Raw genomic sequence first — 21,821 nt, forward strand, 5'->3', positions numbered from 1 at the left:
GCAAAGGAGCTTTCGGCATGCGCTGGCAGGCTCCGGTTGCAGCTCGTCCAGCTCGGCCTGGCGCGTGCCAGCCCTCGGCACCACGGCAACCGTGGCGACTCACATGCACAGGCCACACCTTGGACGCAGTCGACGACAGGCATAAAAAGCGGGCCTTTCGGCCCGCTTCTTCTTTCACGACGCTTCGATGATCAGAAGCGCTGGTTGTACTGCACGAACAGGAAGCGGTCGTAATCCAGCATCGGATCGATCGCCGCGGTGCTGCTGTTGGTGATCGAGTAGGTCACCGGCGGCTGCTTGTTCCAGATGTTGCGGGCGCCGACGGTCACGCTGCCGTCCCACGGAGCCTGCCAGGTGACCGAGACGTCCTGGTAGGAGATCGAGCCCTTCTTGTTGGAACCGGTACCGCCGCCCCAACCCGGGTTCGGGGTCTGGTAGTTCGGGTCGTTGCACTCGATGCCTGCCGATGCATCCCAGCAGTAATCGCGGAAGCCGCCGTAGTAGCGCAGGTTCCAGTTGGCCGACAGCGAACCCAGCGACCAGTCCAGACCCAGGGTGGCGCGCACGCGTGGGAAGTTCCAGTAGCCAGCGTAGTTGGCCCAATCGGCACCGGCTTCGGCCTGCGACTTGTAGGTCGCCAGGTAGTTGGTGTCCAGGTTGACGGCAAACTTGCCGTAGGCGGTTTCGGGCATGCGATAACGCACGCCGAAGTTGTAGCCTTCGGTTTCCAGACGACCCAGGTTGACGTTGCCGCGGCTCAGCGTGGTGACCTGGCCGGTGACCGCATCGCGACTGTAGTCGGCGCAGTAGCTGGCCAGGTTGTTGAGGTAGCAGTTGTTCAACACATCATTGGCCGACAGCGCGGTGATGATGTTGGAGATCGAAATGCGGTACCAATCCAGCGAGAAGTCCAGGCCCTGCACCCAATGCGGGCTGTACACCATGCCCACGGTCCGGGTGATGCTGTATTCCGGCTCCAGCTCTGCATTACCCACGCCCGAATTGAACGGCGCATTGCCCTGCACATCACGACGCGTGACCGGATTGCCGGCGCTGTCGGTCTGACGGAAACCCGCCGGCAGGCCTTCGGCGGTGCAACGTGCAGCAACGCCGGCGGTACCCAGCGAACCGAAGGTCGCGTCGCACGGATCGGTGAAGGTATCGAAGGTCTGCGAGCCGCCACCGAAGGTGTCCGACAGCGTCGGCGCACGGAAACCGGTGCCGTAGGTACCGCGCACCAGCAGGTCGTCGATCGGCTTCCAGGTGAAGCTGAACTTGCTGTTGGTGGTGTCGCCGAAGCGGCTGTAGTTGCTGTAGCGCGCAGCCACGTCGAACGATAGTTCCTTGGCGCCCGGCAAATCCTTCAGCACCGGAATCAACAGCTCCAGGTAGGCTTCGTTGGTCTGGTAACGACCCTCGGTGGCCTGTGCCGCCAGGTCGGTGGTGTAACCGGCGCTGGACAGCTGGTCCGGATAGTCGTAACCGCTGATTTCGCGGTGCTCGACGCCTGCAGCGAAGCCCAGCTCACCGGCCGGCAGGTCGAACAGACCACCGGTGACGTTGGCGGTCCACTGCTTGCTCAGGCTCTGCTGCGTGGCCTGGCCCAATGCATTGATGTACTGCAGCGCGTTCGGCGTGGAAGCCGACGGGCCGCCCAGGATATTGAACGGGGTGCACTGGCCCAGCGCATTGCTGGTACCCAGCGCGATCGGGGCTGCTGCGGTACCACACTGCACCTGACCCTGCGCATTGAGGAACGAGGGACCCAATGCCTTCTGCAACGCCAGCAGGTTGATGTTGCCGCGCGAAACCTGCGTCACATCGTATTTGTTGTAGTTGAAGCCCACGTCCCAGTTCCAGCCGTGGCTTCCGACGTCGAACACGCCTTCCAGCGCTGCATCGAAGTGCAGGGTCTTGACGTTGCTTTCGGTGGTGCGCGGCAATTCAACCGTACGACGGAACCAGCTGGTGATGTCCTGGCCAACCGGGTTGTAGTAGCTGCTGCCACTGATGGCGACCGGGAACTGCGGCTGCGACGAGGCCTGCAGCGGGTAGCCGGCGATCTGACGGTTCGAGTCGCGCTCGGAGTACATCGCGGTCGACTTGAAGGTCAGGCTGTCGGTCAGGTTGTAGCTGCCGGTCGTGAAGATCGACTTGTTGCGGCTGGACTGCTGCAACATCATCTGGTCGACGGAATTGAAGTAATCGTCGGTGGTGATGTCGTTGTGGTAGTTGGCCAGATTGCGTGAATCCGCACCCACGCCCTTACCGTCGAACGAACCGGTGTGGTTGAGGATGTAGGTCTGGTCGTTGGAGGTGAAGCGACCCCACGGGCCGGTCGCGCTCAGGCCATCTTCGATGTGGTTCGGACCGGCCGAGTAACGGGTCAGCGTGCGATCCTTGGCCCATACCGGATCTTCGTTGGTGTAGTTGACGCCAAACACCAGCGAGGAGCGGTCGGTGGTGGTGCCGGCAGTGAAGGAGTACTGCTCCTTGGAACCGTCGCCACGACCGTTCTGGCCGAAGTACGCCGAGGCTTCTGCACCGTCGTAGTTCTGACGCAGGATGATGTTGACCACACCGGCCACGGCGTCGGAGCCGTAGATCGCCGAGGCGCCGTCCTTCAGGACTTCGATGCGCTCGATCAGCGAGCTCGGGATGGTGGACATGTCGGTCAGGCCGGACAGGCTGGACAGGCTGCTGGTCCAACGCTTGCCGTTCACCAACACCAGGGTACGGTTCTCGCCCAGGTTGTACAGATTGACGTACTGGCCGCCCTGTTCCGGGTCGGAGGTCAGCACGGCAGCCTTGCTGTAGGTCTGCGTGCCGGCAATCGACAGGTTCTGGAGGATGTCGCCGACGCTGACCAGGCCGGACTTCTGAATGTCCTGCTGGGTGACGGTAAAGACCGGCTGTGCGGTTTCGACGTCGACCGAGCGGATGCGCGAGCCGGTGATTTCGATGCGGTCCAGGGTCGTGGTCGACGGGGCGGACTGCTCTTGTGCATTGGCGGCAAAAGCCGGCGTCAACGCGATCGCAATACCGGCGGGCAACAGGCCCAGCCGCACTGCGGAGGTGCGAAGGTTCATCAATCTCTCCAGGGTTCGTTAGTGGCGCGTTAAGCGCCCCCGTGCAAATTACGATTGCGTGAACGCCGTCGCTTTGCGCGTCACGCTACGTGGCTTTGCCGAATCTGGCGGATTGGTCGTCTGGTCCCGGTAACGCGATGCGGAGACCCCGAAGCGCGCGCGAAACGCACGCGCAAAACTGCAGCAATTATCGAAGCCGCTGGCGGCCGCAACCTCACCGATCATCATCGATGTGTCGCGCAACAGATCGGAGGCGCGCTCCAGTCGCAGGCGCGCCGACAATGCCTGTGGGCTTTCCTCGTACAGGCTCTGAAACGTCTTGGAGACATACCAGCCGGAGAAGTTGGTCAGCTGCGCCAGCTCGCTGATGCGCACGACGCGATCGCTGTTGCCTTCCAGGTAGAGCCGGGCGCGCTGCATGCGACCGAAGACCTGGCGGCGACGGCTGCGTGAGCGACCTGGGCACCGCTGCTCCTGCTCGATGAAGTCGCGCTGCATTGCCGCCAGGTGCAGCAACAGCGGGCGTGCAGAGGCACAGCCACTCTGCACTGCCGCGTTGCGCCACAGCCGCAATGCAATACGCAGATCGCTGCGTGACAGGTGGCTGCGCCCCGGATACAGCGTGGCATCGGTTAACTCGGCCAGGGACTGCAGACTGTCGCCGTCGAGACTGACGCCGACGCACAGCGCGCTCCGGTCGGCCTGCACGGTGGGGTGCGAGTCCTTGTCGAAGGCAATCCAGTCGCCGGCACGCAGGCGGAAACGTCCTTCCTTGGATTCCACCCATGCGCGTCCGCGCAACTGCACCCACAGCGTGAACGTCGCAGACGTGGTGCGGATGCTGCCCAGCCGCGAGACTGCCAGACCTGTGGTCGAGGTCGATTCGCTGGCACCATCCAGTGACAGTGCGAGGCCGCGATCGGCAATGATGACCTGTTGCATGTTGGCAGCCCTGTGTACAAAAGAGGGCGCAGTGTTTTGCCGAATCTGGCGCGAATCAGGAAGTTCTGACGAAACTGTGCCGAAATCGCTACGAAACCTTTCCGAAAAATTTACGAAGCCATTTTTCTCAGCATTATCAACATGCTGGAAATGATGCCGGGGGCCGCCGAAGACCGCTCCGGCAGCGCCATGTAGGCGATCGAGCTACCGTCTTCTTCGGCCAGGGCTACATACATCGCGTCGCTGCGCTGGTTCACGCTGAAGCCATTGATGGTGGTGAATTTATCCGCATCCAGGCACTGCGCACGCCCGCTGCGAAGCTCGCTGTCGTAGGCCGCACAGCTGTCAGTGGACGACAGGTAATGCACCCGGCCATCCGCACCTGGTGCCCAACTGCGATACCGCCAACGCGATGGCTGCTGCGGATCCACTGCTCGTACGCTGTCGGCGGCCAGGGTCGGTGCGATCTGCCACAAGCCTGCGCCACTCAGATGCGTGAACAGCACTTGCCCGCTTGTGCGATCCAGGCGCAGCTGCGAGACATCCTGCAAGCTTGCCAGCGCGCGCCAGGGCCGACTGCGCCGGTCGTAGAGCGTGGCGAAGGTGTGCCCATCGTCGTCGGCAGCAACAATCAGCACCTGATTGGGATCAGGCAGATAGATGGCTTGCAGCGGCCGAGTCTGCGGTACCGGCAGCCGGACCGCCTTGCCGATGGCCGGCGTCACTTCGAACAGCGCTGCGTGCCCCTCTGCGTCGCTACCGTTGACCAGTATCTGCCGCGAGTCGGCTGACCAATCCGCGGCCTGTCGCGCATCCGGCCGCACCCCTTCGATCAACCGCACCGAACCAGGCTTGGTGACATCGCCCCACCACAGGCTGTAAGCACCGGAGCGATTGGAAGCGAAAACGAGTTGGCGCTCATCAGGCGCAATCATCGGATGGTCGTCGCGTCCACTCGATGCGAACAGCCGGCGCCGAATGTAACCACCATTCATCGGGTCATGGATGACCTGATGCACGCCAAACTGCGGCTTGCGCTGGACGAACACCAGATGGCCATGCGCCACGTCCGGCGCCTGCGCGTCGTCCACACCCAGATCGTGCAGGCTGCGGTCGACCAGATCGAGCCGATACAGCCGCGCCTCGCTATCGACGCGGCGCCCGAAAATCAGGCCGCTGCCATCAGGCAGCCAGCTCCAGCCGCGGATGTCGGCATTGTCATGGGTCAGGCGTTCGGCGGTGCCACCGCGTGCAGGAATCCGCCAGAGATCGCCGAGCTGGGGGTTTCGCTGGAACACGATCCAGCGTCCATCCGGGGAATAGCGCGGCGCGTAATCGAAGTCGGTCGGCTGCGCATTGTAGGCCAGCTCCTGCCATCGACCGCTTTCCAGATCCAGGCGCCGGATCCGCGGCGCGCCCTGCGCGCCGGTCATGCTGCCGAACAGCAATGCGCGTCCGTCGGGCGACCAGCTGAAACTGAGCATGTCGGCGCCATCACAACGCGTCACTTCGCGTGAGGCGGCGGCGGCGCCGGCGGCCGCAGCAATCATGATCCTGCAACTACCGTCCGGTGCCTGCCGCGCGAACGCGATTTCGCGTCCATCCGGCGACCAGGCCGGCAATCGATCCGAGACGCCGGGGGCAGGCGTTTCCAGCACACGCGGATAGGCGTTGTCGGTAGTCTTGACCAGGATCGAGGTGCCCACGCGATCATTGGTCAGCGAGGCATAGGCAACCATCGTGCCATCGGGCGAAAGACTGGGGGTGAGATCGAACCCACCGCCTGCAGTGATCACCCGGTACGGCCGTTTGGGGCTGCCTGGCACCGCCGGTGCCGACGCGGCAGTGTCGGTGGCTTGCGGTCGCAGCCACAGCGTGCGCGCCGCAAGCCCCAACACCACCAGCAATGCCAGACTGGCAACGACCAAGGCCATCCAGCGGCGCCGATGCTGCGCCTTTGGTATCGCAGTTAGGCGCTGTGCGTTTGCCTGCTGGCCGGCGCCAGACCCGGCATGCATCGGCCGGGTTGCGACTGGCGCCGCGTGCTCGGACAGCAGCTCGCCCGGAGTCACGAATGTGTCTGGCACCTGCACCACCATGGGTGGCTCGACGTGCAGATCCCACGCCACCGGCGCCAACAGGCGGTAGCCGGTCTTGGAAATCGTCTCGATATGCTCCGAGCGCTGGCTGCCATGGCTGCCCAGCGCCTTGCGCAACTGCGTAACGGCCTGGGTGACGACGTCATTGGTGGGCAGGGTGTCGGGCCAGACCTCGGCCAACAGTTGTTCGCGCGTGACCACCTGCCCTGGCTGCCTGGCCAGGGTCAGCAGCACTGCCAGGGATTTCGGCGCCAGCCGCAGCGCGCGCTTGGCGCCCGGTGCATGCACTTCGCGCGAGGCAATGTCGACCACACACTGCCCGACACGCAGCCGGCCAGAGGACATCGCAGTAGCGGGAGAAACACTCATCGGCAAAGAACAGGCATCGGCATGCAAGAACCACAGAAGACGCAACACACGAAAGCTGCGAAGCGCCAAATTCAGCAAAGGACGACGACCGACTGTGTCATGCATCCATTTGATGCAAATTTTACTCTATGCCCCGTTGCTTCCTATGACAGGCAGTGACGTCAGGCTCTCTCTCTCTCGCCGACGAATTCAAATAATAAAGATGTTCCCTTCGCGCCTTCTGGCGCGATTTTTTTATCTGCGATTCAGTTAGACGGCCCGTAAGCCTTGAAATATGTAACCGCTTGCAAATCGGTGCAGCGCGGCACTTGCGGGAGCCGCTGCAATCTGCACAAAAATTTGCTGAACTGTTCCTAAGCAGCCCGCGTGTCACGCAGGCTGCCGTGCAACCGCGTGACCCGGCTACGATGCGCGATAAACCTGCGCGCCCTGCTCCAGAAACTCCGTCGCCTTTTCTTCCATCCCTGCCGCCAGCGCGCGTTCCTCGCCCATGCCGTGCTCGGCAGCATAATCGCGCACGTCCTGGGTGATCTTCATCGAGCAGAAGTGCGGCCCGCACATCGAGCAGAAGTGCGCCAGCTTGTGCGCGTCCTTGGGCAGGATTTCATCGTGATACTCCCTGGCCTTTTCCGGATCCAGCCCCAGGTGGAACTGGTCGTCCCAGCGAAATTCGAAACGCGCCTTGCTCAGGGCGTTGTCGCGCACCTGCGCGCCGGGATGGCCCTTGGCCAGGTCGGCAGCATGCGCGGCGATCTTGTAGGCCATGATGCCGTCGCGCACGTCCTGGCGATTTGGCAGTCCCAGGTGCTCCTTGGGGGTGACGTAACACAGCATCGCCGTACCATACCAGGCGATCATCGCCGCACCGATCGCGCTGGTGATGTGGTCGTAGCCAGGCGCGATATCGGTGGTCAGCGGCCCCAGGGTGTAGAAGGGCGCTTCTCCGCATTCGCGCAGCTGCTTGTCCATGTTTTCCTTGATCAATTGCATCGGCACATGTCCCGGCCCCTCGATCATGGTCTGCACGTCGTGCTTCCACGCGAGTTTGGTCAACTCGCCCAAGGTTTCCAGTTCACCGAACTGCGCGGCGTCGTTGGCATCGGCGATGCAGCCAGGACGCAACCCATCGCCCAGCGAGAACGCCACGTCGTACGCCTTCATGATCTGGCAGATGTCTTCGAAATGGGTGTAGAGGAAGTTTTCCTTGTGGTGCGCCAGGCACCACTTGGCCATGATCGATCCGCCGCGCGACACGATGCCGGTGACGCGCCGGGCGGTCAGCGGCACATAGCGCAGCAGCACGCCGGCATGGATGGTGAAGTAGTCCACGCCCTGCTCGGCCTGCTCGATCAAGGTGTCGCGAAAAATGTCCCAGGTCAGCGCCTCGGCGCGTCCATCGACTTTCTCCAGCGCCTGATAGATCGGCACCGTGCCGATCGGCACCGGCGAATTGCGGATGATCCACTCGCGGGTTTCATGGATGTGCTTGCCGGTGGACAGATCCATCACCGTGTCGCCGCCCCAGCGGATCGACCACACCAGCTTTTCGACTTCTTCGGCGATGCCCGAGGACACCGCGCTGTTGCCGATATTGGCGTTGATCTTGGTCAGGAAATTGCGGCCGATGATCATCGGCTCGCTTTCCGGATGGTTGATGTTGTTGGGAAGGATCGCGCGACCGCGTGCGATCTCATCACGCACGAACTCCGGCGTGATGCGCTGCTGGATCGCGGCGCCGAACGGCTCGCCGGGATGCTGCTTGCGCAGCACCGCATCGGCGACCGCCTCCAGCCGTTGGTTTTCGCGGATGGCCACGAACTCCATCTCCGGGGTGATGCTGCCGCGGCGTGCGTAATGCATCTGCGTGACGTTGGCGCCGGCGCGTGCAACCCGAGGCAGACGCCGCGCTGAAAAGCGCACCGCATCCAGCCGCGCATCGTGTTCGCGGCCACGCCCGAAGCTGGAGCTGAGTTGGTCGAGCACCACGGTGTCATCGCGTTCGGCGATCCAGTTCGCACGCAATGGCGCAAGCCCGGCCGCAAGATCGATCGCCGCCTGCGGATCGGTGTATGGCCCGGAGGTGTCGTAGACGCTGAGCGGCGGATTGTCTTCGCCACCGAACAGGCTTGGCGTGCGGGTCAGCACGATCTCGCGCATCGGCACCTGCAGATCGGCGCGCGAGCCGGACACGAAGATCTTGCGGGAACCGGGAATCGGCTGGGTCACGGCCTTGGACAGCGATTGGGCGTGTTGCTGCAAAACGGTAGGCGCGGCATTCATGGCATTCGTCCTGTGTGCTGGGGACCAGCACCAATGGCGCTGGCTCTGCGAGAAAGTCGCAGTGCGGACGAAGCGGCGGCGCTCGACACGGATCGCCCGTGCAGGCACGGACCATCGCATCTAACGAAGCTTCCCTACGCCGGTATGAGCCGGATCAGGTTCCAAGGGACTATCTCAACCGCAACGGTGCTGCGGTACCCCCACTTCGGCGGCGATTAAACCACATCGCCAAGACAGGCGGCATGCGCTGATGCAGCCAGGGCGTGCGTGCCACCCGCACGGCCCGCCTCGCTACAGCTGAACACACCCCTCGCCCCTGACATGCACCGACATTTCCACGGCATGCCGCCTGGCTAGCCTGCCCGCATAACGACAAGAAACTGCTCTCTCTCCCTGCCGCCGACCTTCGGCGGCTTTTTTGTCCGGCGCTTGCCAGCACCCGTTGAGTTTCGTTATCGTTTTGTGAAATAGGGGATGGACAACGCGAATGCGCAGGATGCAGTGGTGTGCCTGGATGGTGGCCGTGTCTGTGTGGGCATCGGCCGGTGGCGTGACAGCGGAGCCGCCGCCCGCGGAGGCGTTCGTCGAGTCCGGCCCGATCTCCTCGCCGTCGATGTCGCCGGACGGCAAGCACCTGGCGGTCAGTGCGGACCTGGGCGACGGCAATTACGCCCTGGTGGTGTATCGCATCGCCGATATGCAATCCACCATCATGCTGCGTCTGCCACGCTACGAACTGCCGGTGCGCATCGCCTGGGTCAGCGACCGACGCCTGGTGATCGGCAAGGGCCGCAAGCTTGGTTCGCTGGAAGAACCGGTGCCGATGGGCGAGATCATTGCTACCGACCTGGATGGCGGTAATCAGCGCTATGTCTACGGCTACCAGCAGAGCACCCGCAACGCCGGGCTGGAGCGCGGCTTCGGCTATATCGAAGGGCTGCCCAGCCGCCGCAATGGCCATTTCTACATGCGGCGCCTGTCGCCGGATTCGCGCCATTCGATGCTCTACGACGTGGATGCGACCACCACCACGCATCGGCTGATCGCCGACATCGATATGCAGGACCTGCGGTTCGTGCTCGACAGGGACGGCGTGGCGCAATACGCCTATGGCACCGACGACGACGACACCTCGCTGCTGTTCCGCCGCAGCGGGAACGGCTGGACGCCGCTGACGCAGATCCAGGCCAACTGGCGCCCGTTCACCTTTGCCGACCAGCCGGGGCGTGTCTACGGCTGGTACAGCGACGCCGGTGGCCCGGCGGCCCTGGTGTCCAGCGATCCGGACGGCCAGCAGCGCAGCGTCCTGGCGTCGGATCCGTTCTACGACGTCGACGACCTGCAATGGGGGCCGGTCCCCGCCGCACCGTTCGCTGCACGGCTCGGGCCAGGTCAACCGACACTGCGCTACTTTGCGCAGGACGATGCCCAAGCCCAGCTGCATCGCAGCCTCAGCCAGACGCTGGCCGGCCAGTACGTGGACTTCGTCAACTTCACCGAGGATGGCAGTTCCTTGCTGCTGAAGGCCTACAGCGACCGCGACGCCGGCGCCTGGTACATCTTCAACCGCCCGACCAATACGCTCAAACTGGTCATCAAGGCCCGCAACGCCCTGCCGGCCGCCCAGATGAGCGAGCGACGCATGCTGCGCTTCCAGGCCCGCGACGGCCTGGCGCTGGATGGCGTGCTGACCGTCCCTGCCGCTGCCGCCAAGGGAGTGCCGCTGCCGATGATCCTGCTTCCGCACGGGGGGCCGCATGCCGATGGCGACGGCTGGGCATTCGATACCGATGCGCAGTTCCTGGCCAGCCGCGGCTACCTGGTGCTGCAGGTCAACTACCGCGGCGGGCAGGGACGCGGACCCAACTTCGAGCGTGCCGGCTACCGCCAGTGGGGCGAACGCATCCAGGACGATCTGGTCGACGGCGTGCGCTGGGCGATCGCCCAGGGGCTGGCCGATCCGACGCGCATCTGCAGCTACGGGGCCAGTTTCGGTGCGTACGCGGCGATGATGGTGCAGGTCAAGGCACCGGAGATGTTCCGCTGCGCGGTGGGCATGGCCGGCATCTACGATCTGCAGATGATGTACAGCAAGGGCGACATCAATCGCAGCGACTACGGCCTGAATTACCTGGAGCGTGCGATCGGCCGCGACCCTGCCGATCTGGCGGCGCACTCACCGGTGGCGCTGGCCGAACGCATCAAGGCGCCGGTGCTGCTGGTCCATGGCGAAGAAGACGAGCGTGCGCCCTTTGCGCAGGCCAAGAGCCTGCGCGCGGCACTCACCCGCAGCGGCAATGCGCCGCAGTGGATGGCCGTACCCAAGGAGGGCCACGGGTTCTACAAGGAGGCCAATCAGGTGGCCTTCTATCGCACGCTTGAGCAGTTCCTCGCCAGCCACCTGGGTAACCCGGCAGCTGTCGCAGGTGCCTTGCCGGTGCCTGCCGCGCCGCAGTAAGTGCGGCGCCTGATTACTCCAGGGTGTACCCCACCCGCAGGCCGCCCCAGTGCTTGCGGCCGACGAAGATCGGTGCGGACAGATCGAACATGATCTGGCCGGTGTCGCGGCGGTAGACCTGCAGCCGATACGGATCGGTATGCGCGCCGACGCTGCGGCCCACGCGGTCGGTGAACTTGCGCTTGGTGCGGTTGCCGACCAGGTCGCGCTTGGGATCGCCGGTCAATGGCTGGGTGAAGCGCAGGTTGTGGGTGGGCACGTAGCCGTCGGGATTGGCGCAGATCGCAAACACGATCCATGGATGCGCTTCCAGCAGCGGCTCCTGCAGCGGCGGAAGCACGTGATCGCAGACCGCGTCGAAGTCGGTGCTGAACTTGGTCGGCTCCACGCCGGGGATTGGAGTATAGGTGCGTGCAAACAGCGACGCCTCGTCGATCTGGCCACGTGCGATGGCCTGCGCCAACGCCGCGCCGATCTTGCCCGCCGTGGCAACGGCCAGTTCCTTGACGCGCGCGTGCCGTGGCACCTGCAATGGGTCGGCCGGCAACCGGAACAGGCCCACGCAATCGCGCAGGGTTTCGGTGCCGCGCTCCAGGGCTTCGCTGCGCTCGGCCACATGTGCGGCGTGCTGCAGATTGCTGCGGCCCAGCGCGACCACGCCATCCACCGCATGCTCGATACCGCGAATCTCCTCGTCCTGCGCCTGGATGCGCCCGGCCACCGTGGTCATCGCGGCACTGGCCTGGCCGAGCACGCGGGTAATGCCATCCAGCACGGCTTCGGTGCCGCGCGCGGAGGCCGCACCCTCGCCCACCGCGGCGCTGGTTTCGGCCAGGATCGCGCGTACATCGCGGGCGGCGGCGGCAGCGCGCTCGGCGAGGCGGCGGATCTCGGTGGCGACCACGGCGAAACCGCGCCCGGCATCGCCTGCATGCGCCGCTTCGATGCTGGCATTGATCGACAGAATATTGGTCTGGAATGCCACCGAGTCGATGACCTCGATGACCTCGCCGGCACGTGCCGCCCGGCGTTCCACCTCGTGCATGGCCTGGCCCAGCGCATGCGCCGCGGCCACGCCCTGGCGTGCGCTGTCATCGGCGCTGGCGGCCAGCACAATCACCTGCGCCAGTTCGGCATTGACGTCCTGCAGGCTGGACGAGAGCCGCTCCACGGCGGTACGCGCGCCATCCAGGGCGTCGGTCTGCGCCTGCGACTGGCGCACCATCTCATCGTTCTCGGCCACCAGCGGCGGCACCTCGGCGGCGATCTGCACCGACAGCGCGACCGCCTGGCGGATCGCTTCGGCCAGATTGCCGAAGCCGGCCTGCAGCCGGCGCCCCATCTCGGTGTCGGCCAGACCGGGCGGCAACAGTAATTCCAGTTCGCAGCCGGCCAGCGCCTGCGCAGTGTGCTCCAGCACGGTGCGGTCTTCATGCTCGGCCTGCAGACGCGCGACCAGCGGCTGCAACAGCGGCGAAATCGGCACCGGGCGGCTGTCTTCGGCAAGACGCGAGGCCTCGCGCAGCAATATCGCAGTTTCCACATGCGGCAGCGACAGCATCCAGCCGCCATGGGCGCGGTCGCGCAGATAGCGCACACGCCGGGCCGGGTCGTCGCCCGGCGCGGCCCACACGCCTTCTTCGCCAACCAGGTCGGTCACACTCAACCCCCACAGCACGCCGGCAGGTGCACCGGCCAATTCGTCGGCGGTCTTGCCCAGCACATCCAGGCCGGCACGATTGCAGGCCACCACGCAGGCCTCGGCCGACAGGCGCAACAAGGCCACCGGTGCATCGGGAAGCAAAGCCGCCTGGGTTTGCGACGGCGAATCGGGCTGTTGCATCGAGCTCATGGGGAGTTCCTGATCCATCGCTATCGTTAGCGGCGCGCGGCGGCTGGAGTTGAGCGGCAGACTCGACCGTGGCGATCTGCTCAGTAACCGGCCGCCTGCCCGTCCTTGCGGCTTTCCGAGGCACCGTAATAGACGCCACTGGCCGCATCGCGCGCGATCGCCTGGTAGCCGCCGTACGGGCCGTCGGCAAAGATCACCCGGTGCCCCTTGCGCATCAGCGCACGGATGGTGTCGTAGGAGAAGCCGGTTTCCAGATTGACCTCGCCACCATCGCTCATCGCGGTGGCCTGGCCGGTGGGCTCGGTGGAGCCCTCGTGCTGGATGCGCGGCGCATCGCCGGCCTCCTGCAGGTTCATGTGGAAGTCCACCAGGTTCATCACGATCTGCACGTGGCCCTGCGGCTGCATCGCTCCGCCCATCACGCCAAAGCTCAGCCAGGGCTTGCCGTCCTTGGTGACGAAGGCCGGGATGATAGTCTGGAACGGCCGCTTGCCCGGCGCATAGCCGTTGGGGTGGTCCTTCTTCAGCACGAACATCTCGCCGCGGTCCTGCAGGATGAAGCCCAGCCCCGGCGGCGCCATGCCGCTGCCCATGCCGCGGTAGTTGGACTGGATCAGCGACACCATCATGCCGTCGGCATCGGCCACCGTCATATAGATGGTGTCGCCCTCCTCCAGTTGCTTGGGCGTGCCGGGCTGCACTTCCTTCAAGGCCTTGTCCATCGAGATCAGCAGCCGGCGCTGGGCCGCGTACTCCTTGGACACCAGCGTGGCCAACGGCGCAGGCTGGAAGGCCGGATCGGCGTAGAAGCGCGCACGGTCGGCGAAGGCCAGCTTCTTGGCTTCGGTGAACAGGTGCACATGCTCGGCCGACCCGAACGGAATCTTGGAAAAGTCGTAGCCCTCCAGGATGTTGAGCATCTGCAATGCCGCGATGCCCTGGCTGTTGGGTGGCAACTCCCACACATCAACGCCGCGGTAATTGGTGCTGACCGGCTCCACCCACTCACCCTGATGGCTGGCCATGTCTTCATAACTCAGATACCCCCCATTGGCCTTGAAGTAGGCGCCGATGGTGCGCGCGATCTCGCCTTTGTAGAACGCATCGCGGCCGCCGTCGGCGATCTGCTGCAGCGTATTGGCCAGATTCGGGTTCTTCCACAGCTCGCCCTTGCGCGGGGCGTGCCCGTCGATGGTGAACTGTTCCTTGAAGCCGGGGTACTGCGACAACCGTGGCACCGAGCGGTCCCAGTAGTAGGCAATGGTTTCGGCCACCGGATGGCCTTCGCGCGCGTAGCGGATCGCCGGCGCCAGGTTCTGCGCCATCGGCTTGCGGCCGAAGCGCTCATGCAACGCAAACCAGCCATCCACCGCACCCGGCACCGACACCGGCAGCGGGCCGGTTGGCGGAATGTCCTTCAGCCCACGGCGCTGGAACTCGGCCAGGGTCAGCGACTTGGGCGAACGGCCGGAGCCGTTGTAGCCATAGAGTTTGCTGGTCTTGGGGTCCCAGACGATGGCGAACAGATCCCCGCCCACCCCGTTGCCGGTGGGCTCCATCAGGCCAAGCGCCGCATTGGCCGCGATCGCCGCATCCACCGCCGAGCCGCCGTTCTTCATCACATCCAGCGCGATCTGGGTGGCCAGGGGCTGCGAGGTGGCGGCCATGGCATGCGGCGCGATGACTTCCGAGCGGGTGGCGAACGGCTGCCCGGTGATGCGGTCGGCGGCGCCGAGGGGCGGCGCGAGCAGCGCCAGAGCAGACACCAACAAGACCGGTACGCGACGCATGTGCAGGCAACTCCCCAAGACACGACAGTGAATGACCCACCATACCAGCGGCCCGGGGCGCAGTGCCCGATCCATGGTGCGCGTTGCGATAAACCCGCGCAGTTGGTGATCCGGGTCGGCTCTGCCGGCCATCGGGCGATGCGGTTTCAGCGGTAACCATGCTGCTGCCATGCGGCTTCGCACGGTGTGCGCAGCAAGCCCACGGATGTTTCACCCGCAAGGGTTGACACCTCACCGGCGGCGATGGTTATCTCAGCCCCATGCCGCACCGCCACGCCACCTCGAACGCCCTGATGTCCGCGCCCTTCGGCGCGTCGGCAGCGTCGCTTCTCGTGCTCGTACTTATTACCTCGCCAACCGGTGCGGGACGAGACTTCGTGTAGACAACAGACACACAAGGCTTCGATCAGACCCCGCACCGGCAACGGCGCGGGGTTTCGCGTTTCAGGGACCACCAAAAGTTTCGAATGACATGAACGTTTTTGCTGCAATCACCGCGACAGGTCATATCGGCGCAGCGATGCGCGCCGGCACCGCTGCCTGCCCGCGCAGCGAATTCGCCCCTTTCTGTTTTGCTCGGCCGGCCAGTGCCCGCACTGCCGGCTGATCCCTATCTCCACTGCCAACCCCGCAAGGACTACTCATGAGCAACCACACCCAACCGACAATCGCAATCATCGGCTACGGCAGCCAGGGCCGCGCGCACGCGCTGAACCTGCGCGATTCCGGCTTCGACGTCACCGTCGGCCTGCGTCCCGGTGGCCCGACCGAATCCAAGGCCCAGGCTGATGGCTTCACCGTGGTGGCGCCGTCCGAAGCAGTGAAGAGCGCCGATCTGGTCGCGATCCTGACCCCGGACATGGTGCAGAAGAAGCTCTACGAAGACGTCATCGCGCCGAACATGAAGCAAGGCGCCTGCCTGCTGTTCGCGCATGGCTTGAACGTGCACTTCGACATGATCAAACCGCGCGCCGATCTGGACGTAGTGCTGGTTGCGCCGAAGGGCCCGGGCGCCCTGGTGCGTCGCGAATACGAGATCGGCCGCGGCGTGCCGTGCATCTATGCGGTCTACCAGGACACCAGCGGCAAGGCCGAACAGCTCGCGCTGACCTATGCCGGCGGCCTGGGCGGCGCGCGTGCCAACATCATCAAGACCACTTTCAAGGAAGAGACCGAAACCGATCTGTTCGGCGAGCAGGCAGTCCTGTGCGGTGGTGCATCCTCGCTGGTGCAGGCCGGCTTTGAGGTGCTGGTGGAAGCCGGTTACCAGCCGGAAATCGCATACTACGAAGTCCTTCACGAATTGAAGTTGATCGTGGACCTGTTCTACGAAGGCGGCATCACCCGCATGCTTGAATTCGTATCCGAAACGGCGCAATACGGCGACTATGTCAGCGGCCCGCGCGTGATCGACGCCAGCACCAAGGCACGCATGAAGGACGTGCTGACCGATATCCAGAACGGCACCTTCACCAAGAACTGGGTGGCCGAGTACGAAGCCGGCCTGCCGAACTACAACAAGTACAAGCAGGCCGATCTGGAGCACCCGATCGAAGAAGTGGGCAAGAAGCTGCGCGCCAATATGGTATGGCTCAATGGCGAACAGCAGGCCGCTGCCGCACCAGCGAACCAACAAGCGGCGTAACTCGCCGCCGCATCCCCCACCGCTTAACACCGAAGGTCCGCAACGCATGAACACCTCCGCACACAGCATGCCCCGCAACGGCGCGCGCTGGCTGACGCAGGCCCTGGAAGCCGAAGGCGTGGAAACGCTGTTCGGTTATCCGGGCGGCACCATCATGCCGTTCTACGACGCCCTGGTGGATTCCAGGCTCAAGCACATCCTGGTCCGCCACGAGCAGGGCGCCGCCCTGGCCGCCAACGGCTACGCCCGCGCCAGTGGCCGGGTTGGCGTATGCGTGGCCACCTCCGGCCCGGGCGCATCCAACCTGGTCACCGGCATCGCCGATGCGATGCTCGACTCGGTGCCGATGATCTGCCTGACCGGCCAGGTCGCCACGCCGCTGCTGGGCACCGATGCGTTCCAGGAGCTGGACGTGTTCGGCATGACCATGCCGATCGTCAAGCACAGCTTCCTGGCGCGCAGCGTGGACCAGTTGCCGGAGATGGTGCGCGAAGCGTTCCGCATTGCACGCGAAGGACGCCCGGGTCCGGTGTTGATCGATCTGCCCAAGGACGTGCAGATCGCCGATGCCTCGCATCTGCCGGAACATGTGCCAGCGGCGGTGCTGCCGCCACCGGCACCGGCGGATGCGAAATTGGCCGAAGCACTGGCCGCCATCGCCAGCGCCGAGCGCCCGGTGGTGTACGGCGGCGGCGGGATTGCGTTGGCCGGGGCGGTGGAGGCGTTCCGGCGCTTCGTCGAGGCGACCGGCATCCCGACCGCGCTGACCCTGCGTGGCCTGGGTGCATTGCCGCACGCGCATCCGGACTACCTGGGCATGCTGGGCATGCACGGTACCCGTGCGGCCAACATGGCCATCCAGGAATGCGATCTGTTGGTGGTGGTGGGCGCACGCTTCGACGACCGTGCCACCGGCAAGCTGAGCGAGTTCGCTCCGTTTGCGCGCGTCATCCATCTGGATGCCGATGCCTATGAAATTTCCAAGCTGCGCACCGCCGACATCGCGGTGCCCGGCGATGTGGCTACCAGCCTCAAGGCACTGAGCGCAGCGCGGGCCAACTGCCAGGGCTGGCGCACACGCTGTCTTGCCAACCGTGAAAAATTCGGTGCCCGCTACGACGCGCCCGGTACCGATATCTACGCCCCGGCGCTGTTGAAGCGCCTGAGCGAAGTGGCCCCGGCCGACACCATCATCGCCTGCGATGTGGGCCAACATCAGATGTGGGTGGCCCAGCACTGCCGCTTCAACGATCCGCGCAACCACCTCACCAGCGGTGCGCTCGGCACCATGGGCTTCGGCCTGCCGGCCGCGATGGGCGCGCAGTTCGCCTGTCCCGACCGCACCGTGGTGCTGGTCTCCGGCGACGGCAGTTTCATGATGAACGTGCAGGAGCTGGTGACCATTGCGCGCTGCAAGCTGCCGGTGAAGATCGTGCTGCTGGACAATAGTGCGCTGGGCATGGTGCGGCAATGGCAGGAGTTGTTCTTTGCCGAGCGCTACAGCGAGATCGATCTGTCCGACAACCCGGATTTTGCAGCGCTGGCGCAGGTGTTCGGCATCCCGGCCAAGCGCATCATCGCGCGCGGCGATGTCGATGCCGCGCTGGCCGAACTGCTGGCGCAACCCGGCCCCGGCCTGCTGCATGTGGCCATCGATGCGCGTGCCAACGTGTGGCCGCTGGTGCCGCCCAACAATGCCAACAGCACCATGCTGGACAGCAATCCCGCACACGCGGCCAAGGAGACATCGCATGCGTTACCGGCTTGATCTGATGCTGAAGCCGGCCGAAGGCGCCTTGGTGCGCGTGCTCGGCATGACCGAGCGACGCGGCTTCCGTCCATGCGCCATCCAGGGTGCTGCCCAACCGGATGGGTCAGGCCGCTGGCACCTGCAGCTGGATGTGGTCAGCAGCCGTCCGCCGGAAACGCTGCGCCTGCAACTGGAGAAGGTGTACGACTGCGAATCCGTTGCGATCACCGCACTGGAATCGGTCGAGGCCGCCGCATGAACGTACTGATGTCCAGCATCCAGACCTCGCGTGATCACCACAACGCCGTCCGGAGGTGTCTTCTTCCGGATCGGCCGCGCGCGTGCTGCAATGCCTGATTCAGGTCGCCCCGCCCCGCAGGAGCCAGACGTAGGCGACGTGGCCGTCAGCGTGGCCGACGTGTTGGCTGCACAGGCACGCCTGCGCAAGTATCTGTCGCCCACCCCGTTGCACTACGCCGAGCGCTTCGGCGTGTGGCTGAAACTGGAAAACCTGCAGCGCACCGGCTCCTACAAGGTGCGCGGTGCGTTGAACGCGCTGCTGGCAGGCCTGGAACGCGGCGACGAGCGCCCGGTGATCTGCGCCTCGGCCGGCAATCATGCGCAGGGCGTCGCATGGTCGGCCTATCGGCTGGGTGTGCAGGCCATCACGGTGATGCCGCATGGCGCGCCGCAGACCAAGATCGCCGGCGTGGCGCACTGGGGCGCCACTGTGCGCCAGCATGGCAATAGCTACGACGAGGCCTTCGCCTTTGCCCGCGAGCTGGCCGACCAGAATGGCTACCGCTTTCTGTCCGCCTTCGACGACCCGGACGTGATCGCCGGCCAGGGCACGGTCGGGATCGAGCTGGCAGCGCATGCGCCGGACGTGGTGATCGTGCCGATCGGCGGTGGTGGCCTGGCCTCCGGCATTGCGTTGGCGCTGAAGTCGCAGGGCGTGCGTGTGGTGGGCGCGCAGGTGGAAGGCGTGGACTCCATGGCCCGTGCCGTGCGCGGCGATGTGCGCGAGATCACGCCCGTTGCCACGCTCGCCGACGGCGTCAAGGTCAAGATTCCCGGCTTCCTCACCCGCCGCCTGTGCGCGAGCCTGCTGGACGATGTGGTCATCGTGCGCGAGGCCGAATTGCGCGAAACGCTGGTGCGGCTGGCACTGGAAGAACACGTCATTGCCGAGGGCGCCGGTGCCCTCGCCCTGGCCGCTGGTCGCCGCGTCGCGGGCAAACGCAAATGTGCGGTGGTCTCTGGCGGTAATATCGACGCAACCGTTCTGGCCACACTCTTGTCCGAAGTGCGGCCGCGTCCGCCACGCAAACCGCGCCGCCGCAATACCGAGCGGCTGCGCAACGAACGTGGCGTCAAGCCACCGCCACATCCCGCCGCTGTTTCCCGTCCATCCGCAGTCGCTACAACGCCTGTCACCGCCATCGCCGTAGAGGAGTCTTCCTGGTGAACACGACCGTATCCAACCAGACCCCGCGTATCCGAATTTTCGACACCACCCTGCGCGACGGCGAGCAATCCCCCGGCTGCAGCATGACGCCCCAGCAAAAGCTGGTGATGGCGCGCGCACTGGATGAACTCGGCGTGGACATCATCGAAACCGGCTTCCCGGCCAGCTCGCACTCCGACCGCGAAGCGGTCGCCATGATGGGACGCGAGTTGCGCCGGCCGACACTGGCTGTGCTGTCGCGCTGCCTGCAGACCGATATCGAGACTTCGGCCAAGGCACTGGAATCAGCGGCCAATCCGCGGTTGCACGTCTTCCTGTCCACCAGTCCGCTGCATCGCGAGCACAAGCTGCGCATGAGCCGTGAGCAGGTGCTGGAATCGGTGCACAAGCACGTGACCCTGGCACGCGGCTATATCGACGACATCGAATTCTCCGCCGAAGATGCGACCCGGACCGAGGAAGATTTCCTGGTCGAGGTCACGCGTGTGGCGATCGCCGCCGGCGCTACCACGATCAACCTGCCCGACACGGTGGGCTTCACCACGCCGGAAGAGATCCGCGGCATGTTCTCGCGCTTGATCGCCAGCGTCGAAGGCGCCGACAAAGTGATCTTCAGCGCGCACTGCCACAACGATCTGGGCCTGGCGGTGGCCAACTCGCTGGCGGCCATCGAAGGCGGTGCACGCCAGGTGGAATGCACCATCAACGGCATCGGCGAGCGCGCCGGCAATTGCGCGCTGGAAGAGATCACCATGGCACTGAAGGTGCGTGATGCGTTCTACAACATCGATTCGGCGATCAACACGCCACGCATCGTCTCCACCTCGCAGTTGTTGCAGCGCCTGGTCGGCATGCCGGTGCAGCGCAACAAAGCGGTGGTCGGCGGCAATGCGTTCGCGCACGAATCGGGCATTCACCAACACGGCATGCTGCGCCACCGCGGCACCTACGAAATCATGCGTCCGGAAGATGTGGGCTGGGAATCGTCGCAGATGGTGCTGGGCCGCCACAGCGGCCGCGCCGCGGTCGAGCAGCGCCTGCGTGCACTGGGCTACCTGCTGGAAGAAGAGGAGGTCAAGCTGGTATTCGAGCAGTTCAAGGCACTGTGCGAGAAGCAGCGCGTTGTGACCGATGCGGATCTGCAGGCGTTGATGCAGGACGCCACCGTGCAGGAAGGCTATCGCCTGGCATCGATGACAATCAGCGATGTGGGGAGCCGTGCGAATGCATTGGTGGAGTTGTCCGACCCGGAAGGCAACCGCGTGGCGGAAACCGCACAGGGCAACGGGCCAGTGGACGCGCTATTCGGTGCTTTGGCCTCGGCCACCGGCGTGAAGCTAGAGCTGGACAGCTACCAGGTACACAGCGTGGGCATCGGCGCGGACGCGCGTGGCGAAGCCAGCCTGAGTGTGCGCCACGACGGCGTGGAATACGAAGGCACCGGCACCAGCAAGGACATCATCGAAGCCAGCGCCCTCGCATGGCTGGACGTGGCCAACCGCCTGTTGCGCCAGCGCGAGCGTGGCGTGGTCGCTGGAAAGACCGCTGCGGTGGCGTAGGCTTATTCGCTGGACGATGCAAACCTGACGGCCCGCAGAGTGATCTGCTGGCCGTTTTGGTTTTGCGGTCGAACTGTTTGACAGGTGCAACCTGCTGCTGGCGCTTGCGCAACTGCCGACCACAGACACGCTGCCGCGCACCCACATCGCGGGCGGCGTCTGCGGGTTCCGTACGAATGAATGCTTCTTCAGGGGACGGATTCGCGGCGTGTCCCAACACAGGATGCGGCACCGCACTGCAGACCAACTCCGCACAGCAATCAATCTTGCGCAAAACATCTCGCGTTCCATGCGAATGCTTCGGTTTGCTGCCGGCGCTTGCACGCGTACCGGCATGGGACACGCCGCAAGTACGTCCATGTAGGCTCTGGCGCGGCATCCATGCCGCTCAAGGTCCCACGCCGGAACGCGCGCATGCACCACCGGTGGCGGTCTCAACTTGCAAGTGCAACACGTGAGTTGAATTGAGCGATCTCTTCTTCCAGCGCCTGGTTCGGCGTCTTCCAGCCAAGCGTCTGCC

12 protein-coding genes and 1 riboswitch are annotated in these 21,821 nt (G+C 64.9%); of the genes, 6 read left to right on the top strand and 6 right to left on the bottom strand.

Annotated features, from left to right (window positions below; all coding sequences use genetic code 11):
- Window positions 1-191 precede the first annotated feature (191 nt).
- The 4 genes from XCSCFBP4642_RS0115390 to thiC all read right to left on the bottom strand — a co-directional run bounded on the left by XCSCFBP4642_RS0115390 (window position 192) and on the right by thiC (window position 8,779).
- Window positions 192-3,089, bottom strand: coding sequence for a TonB-dependent receptor plug domain-containing protein (locus tag XCSCFBP4642_RS0115390; RefSeq protein WP_029220583.1), 2,898 nt, complete (start codon window positions 3,087-3,089; stop codon window positions 192-194).
- A gap of 48 nt (window positions 3,090-3,137) precedes the next feature.
- A complete protein-coding gene (locus tag XCSCFBP4642_RS0115395) occupies window positions 3,138-4,031 on the bottom strand; it encodes a helix-turn-helix domain-containing protein (protein WP_029220584.1) in 894 nt (297 codons plus the stop codon).
- Window positions 4,032-4,141: 110 nt separating this feature from the next.
- Entirely contained in the window at window positions 4,142-6,475 is a 2,334-nt protein-coding gene (locus XCSCFBP4642_RS0115400) for a winged helix-turn-helix domain-containing protein (RefSeq protein WP_029220585.1), read from the bottom strand.
- A gap of 426 nt (window positions 6,476-6,901) precedes the next feature.
- Window positions 6,902-8,779 (bottom strand): phosphomethylpyrimidine synthase ThiC, encoded by a 1,878-nt coding sequence (gene thiC / locus XCSCFBP4642_RS0115405; RefSeq protein WP_029220586.1) that lies wholly within the window; start codon window positions 8,777-8,779, stop codon window positions 6,902-6,904.
- A gap of 113 nt (window positions 8,780-8,892) precedes the next feature.
- Window positions 8,893-8,991, bottom strand: a riboswitch (TPP riboswitch).
- A gap of 275 nt (window positions 8,992-9,266) precedes the next feature.
- On the opposite strand from thiC, the gene XCSCFBP4642_RS0115410 reads away from it, so the two are divergent.
- Window positions 9,267-11,237, top strand: a complete 1,971-nt coding sequence (locus XCSCFBP4642_RS0115410) for a S9 family peptidase (RefSeq protein WP_029220587.1) — start codon at window positions 9,267-9,269, stop codon at window positions 11,235-11,237.
- A 13-nt stretch (window positions 11,238-11,250) separates the two neighbouring features.
- On the opposite strand, the gene XCSCFBP4642_RS0115415 is transcribed toward XCSCFBP4642_RS0115410, so the two are convergent.
- Together XCSCFBP4642_RS0115415 and ggt are read right to left on the bottom strand one after the other, a co-directional pair.
- Window positions 11,251-13,107, bottom strand: coding sequence for a methyl-accepting chemotaxis protein (locus XCSCFBP4642_RS0115415; RefSeq protein ID WP_029220588.1), 1,857 nt, complete (start codon window positions 13,105-13,107; stop codon window positions 11,251-11,253).
- 62 nt (window positions 13,108-13,169) lie between these two features.
- The gene (gene ggt / locus XCSCFBP4642_RS0115420) at window positions 13,170-14,879 is read right to left on the bottom strand and encodes a gamma-glutamyltransferase (protein ID WP_029220589.1); all 1,710 of its coding nucleotides are present in this window, start codon (window positions 14,877-14,879) and stop codon (window positions 13,170-13,172) included.
- Window positions 14,880-15,522: 643 nt separating this feature from the next.
- On the opposite strand from ggt, the gene ilvC reads away from it, so the two are divergent.
- From ilvC to XCSCFBP4642_RS0115445, 5 genes are all read left to right on the top strand, one after another.
- Window positions 15,523-16,524 (top strand): ketol-acid reductoisomerase, encoded by a 1,002-nt coding sequence (gene ilvC / locus XCSCFBP4642_RS0115425; protein ID WP_029220590.1) that lies wholly within the window; start codon window positions 15,523-15,525, stop codon window positions 16,522-16,524.
- 46 nt (window positions 16,525-16,570) lie between these two features.
- Window positions 16,571-18,292, top strand: coding sequence for an acetolactate synthase 2 catalytic subunit (gene ilvG / locus XCSCFBP4642_RS0115430; protein ID WP_029220591.1), 1,722 nt, complete (start codon window positions 16,571-16,573; stop codon window positions 18,290-18,292).
- Window positions 18,276-18,533, top strand: a complete 258-nt coding sequence (locus XCSCFBP4642_RS0115435) for an ACT domain-containing protein (RefSeq protein ID WP_029220592.1) — start codon at window positions 18,276-18,278, stop codon at window positions 18,531-18,533. The genes ilvG and XCSCFBP4642_RS0115435 overlap by 17 nt, the downstream gene beginning before the upstream one ends.
- 138 nt (window positions 18,534-18,671) lie before the next feature.
- Window positions 18,672-19,742 (top strand): threonine dehydratase, encoded by a 1,071-nt coding sequence (locus XCSCFBP4642_RS0115440; protein ID WP_029220593.1) that lies wholly within the window; start codon window positions 18,672-18,674, stop codon window positions 19,740-19,742.
- Entirely contained in the window at window positions 19,739-21,301 is a 1,563-nt protein-coding gene (locus XCSCFBP4642_RS0115445; RefSeq protein ID WP_029220594.1) for a 2-isopropylmalate synthase, read from the top strand. Before XCSCFBP4642_RS0115440 ends, XCSCFBP4642_RS0115445 begins: the two co-directional genes overlap by 4 nt.
- Window positions 21,302-21,821: the final 520 nt, after the last annotated feature.

It is taken from the genome of Xanthomonas cassavae CFBP 4642, assembly GCF_000454545.1.
In the GTDB taxonomy this organism is placed as follows: domain Bacteria; phylum Pseudomonadota; class Gammaproteobacteria; order Xanthomonadales; family Xanthomonadaceae; genus Xanthomonas; species Xanthomonas cassavae.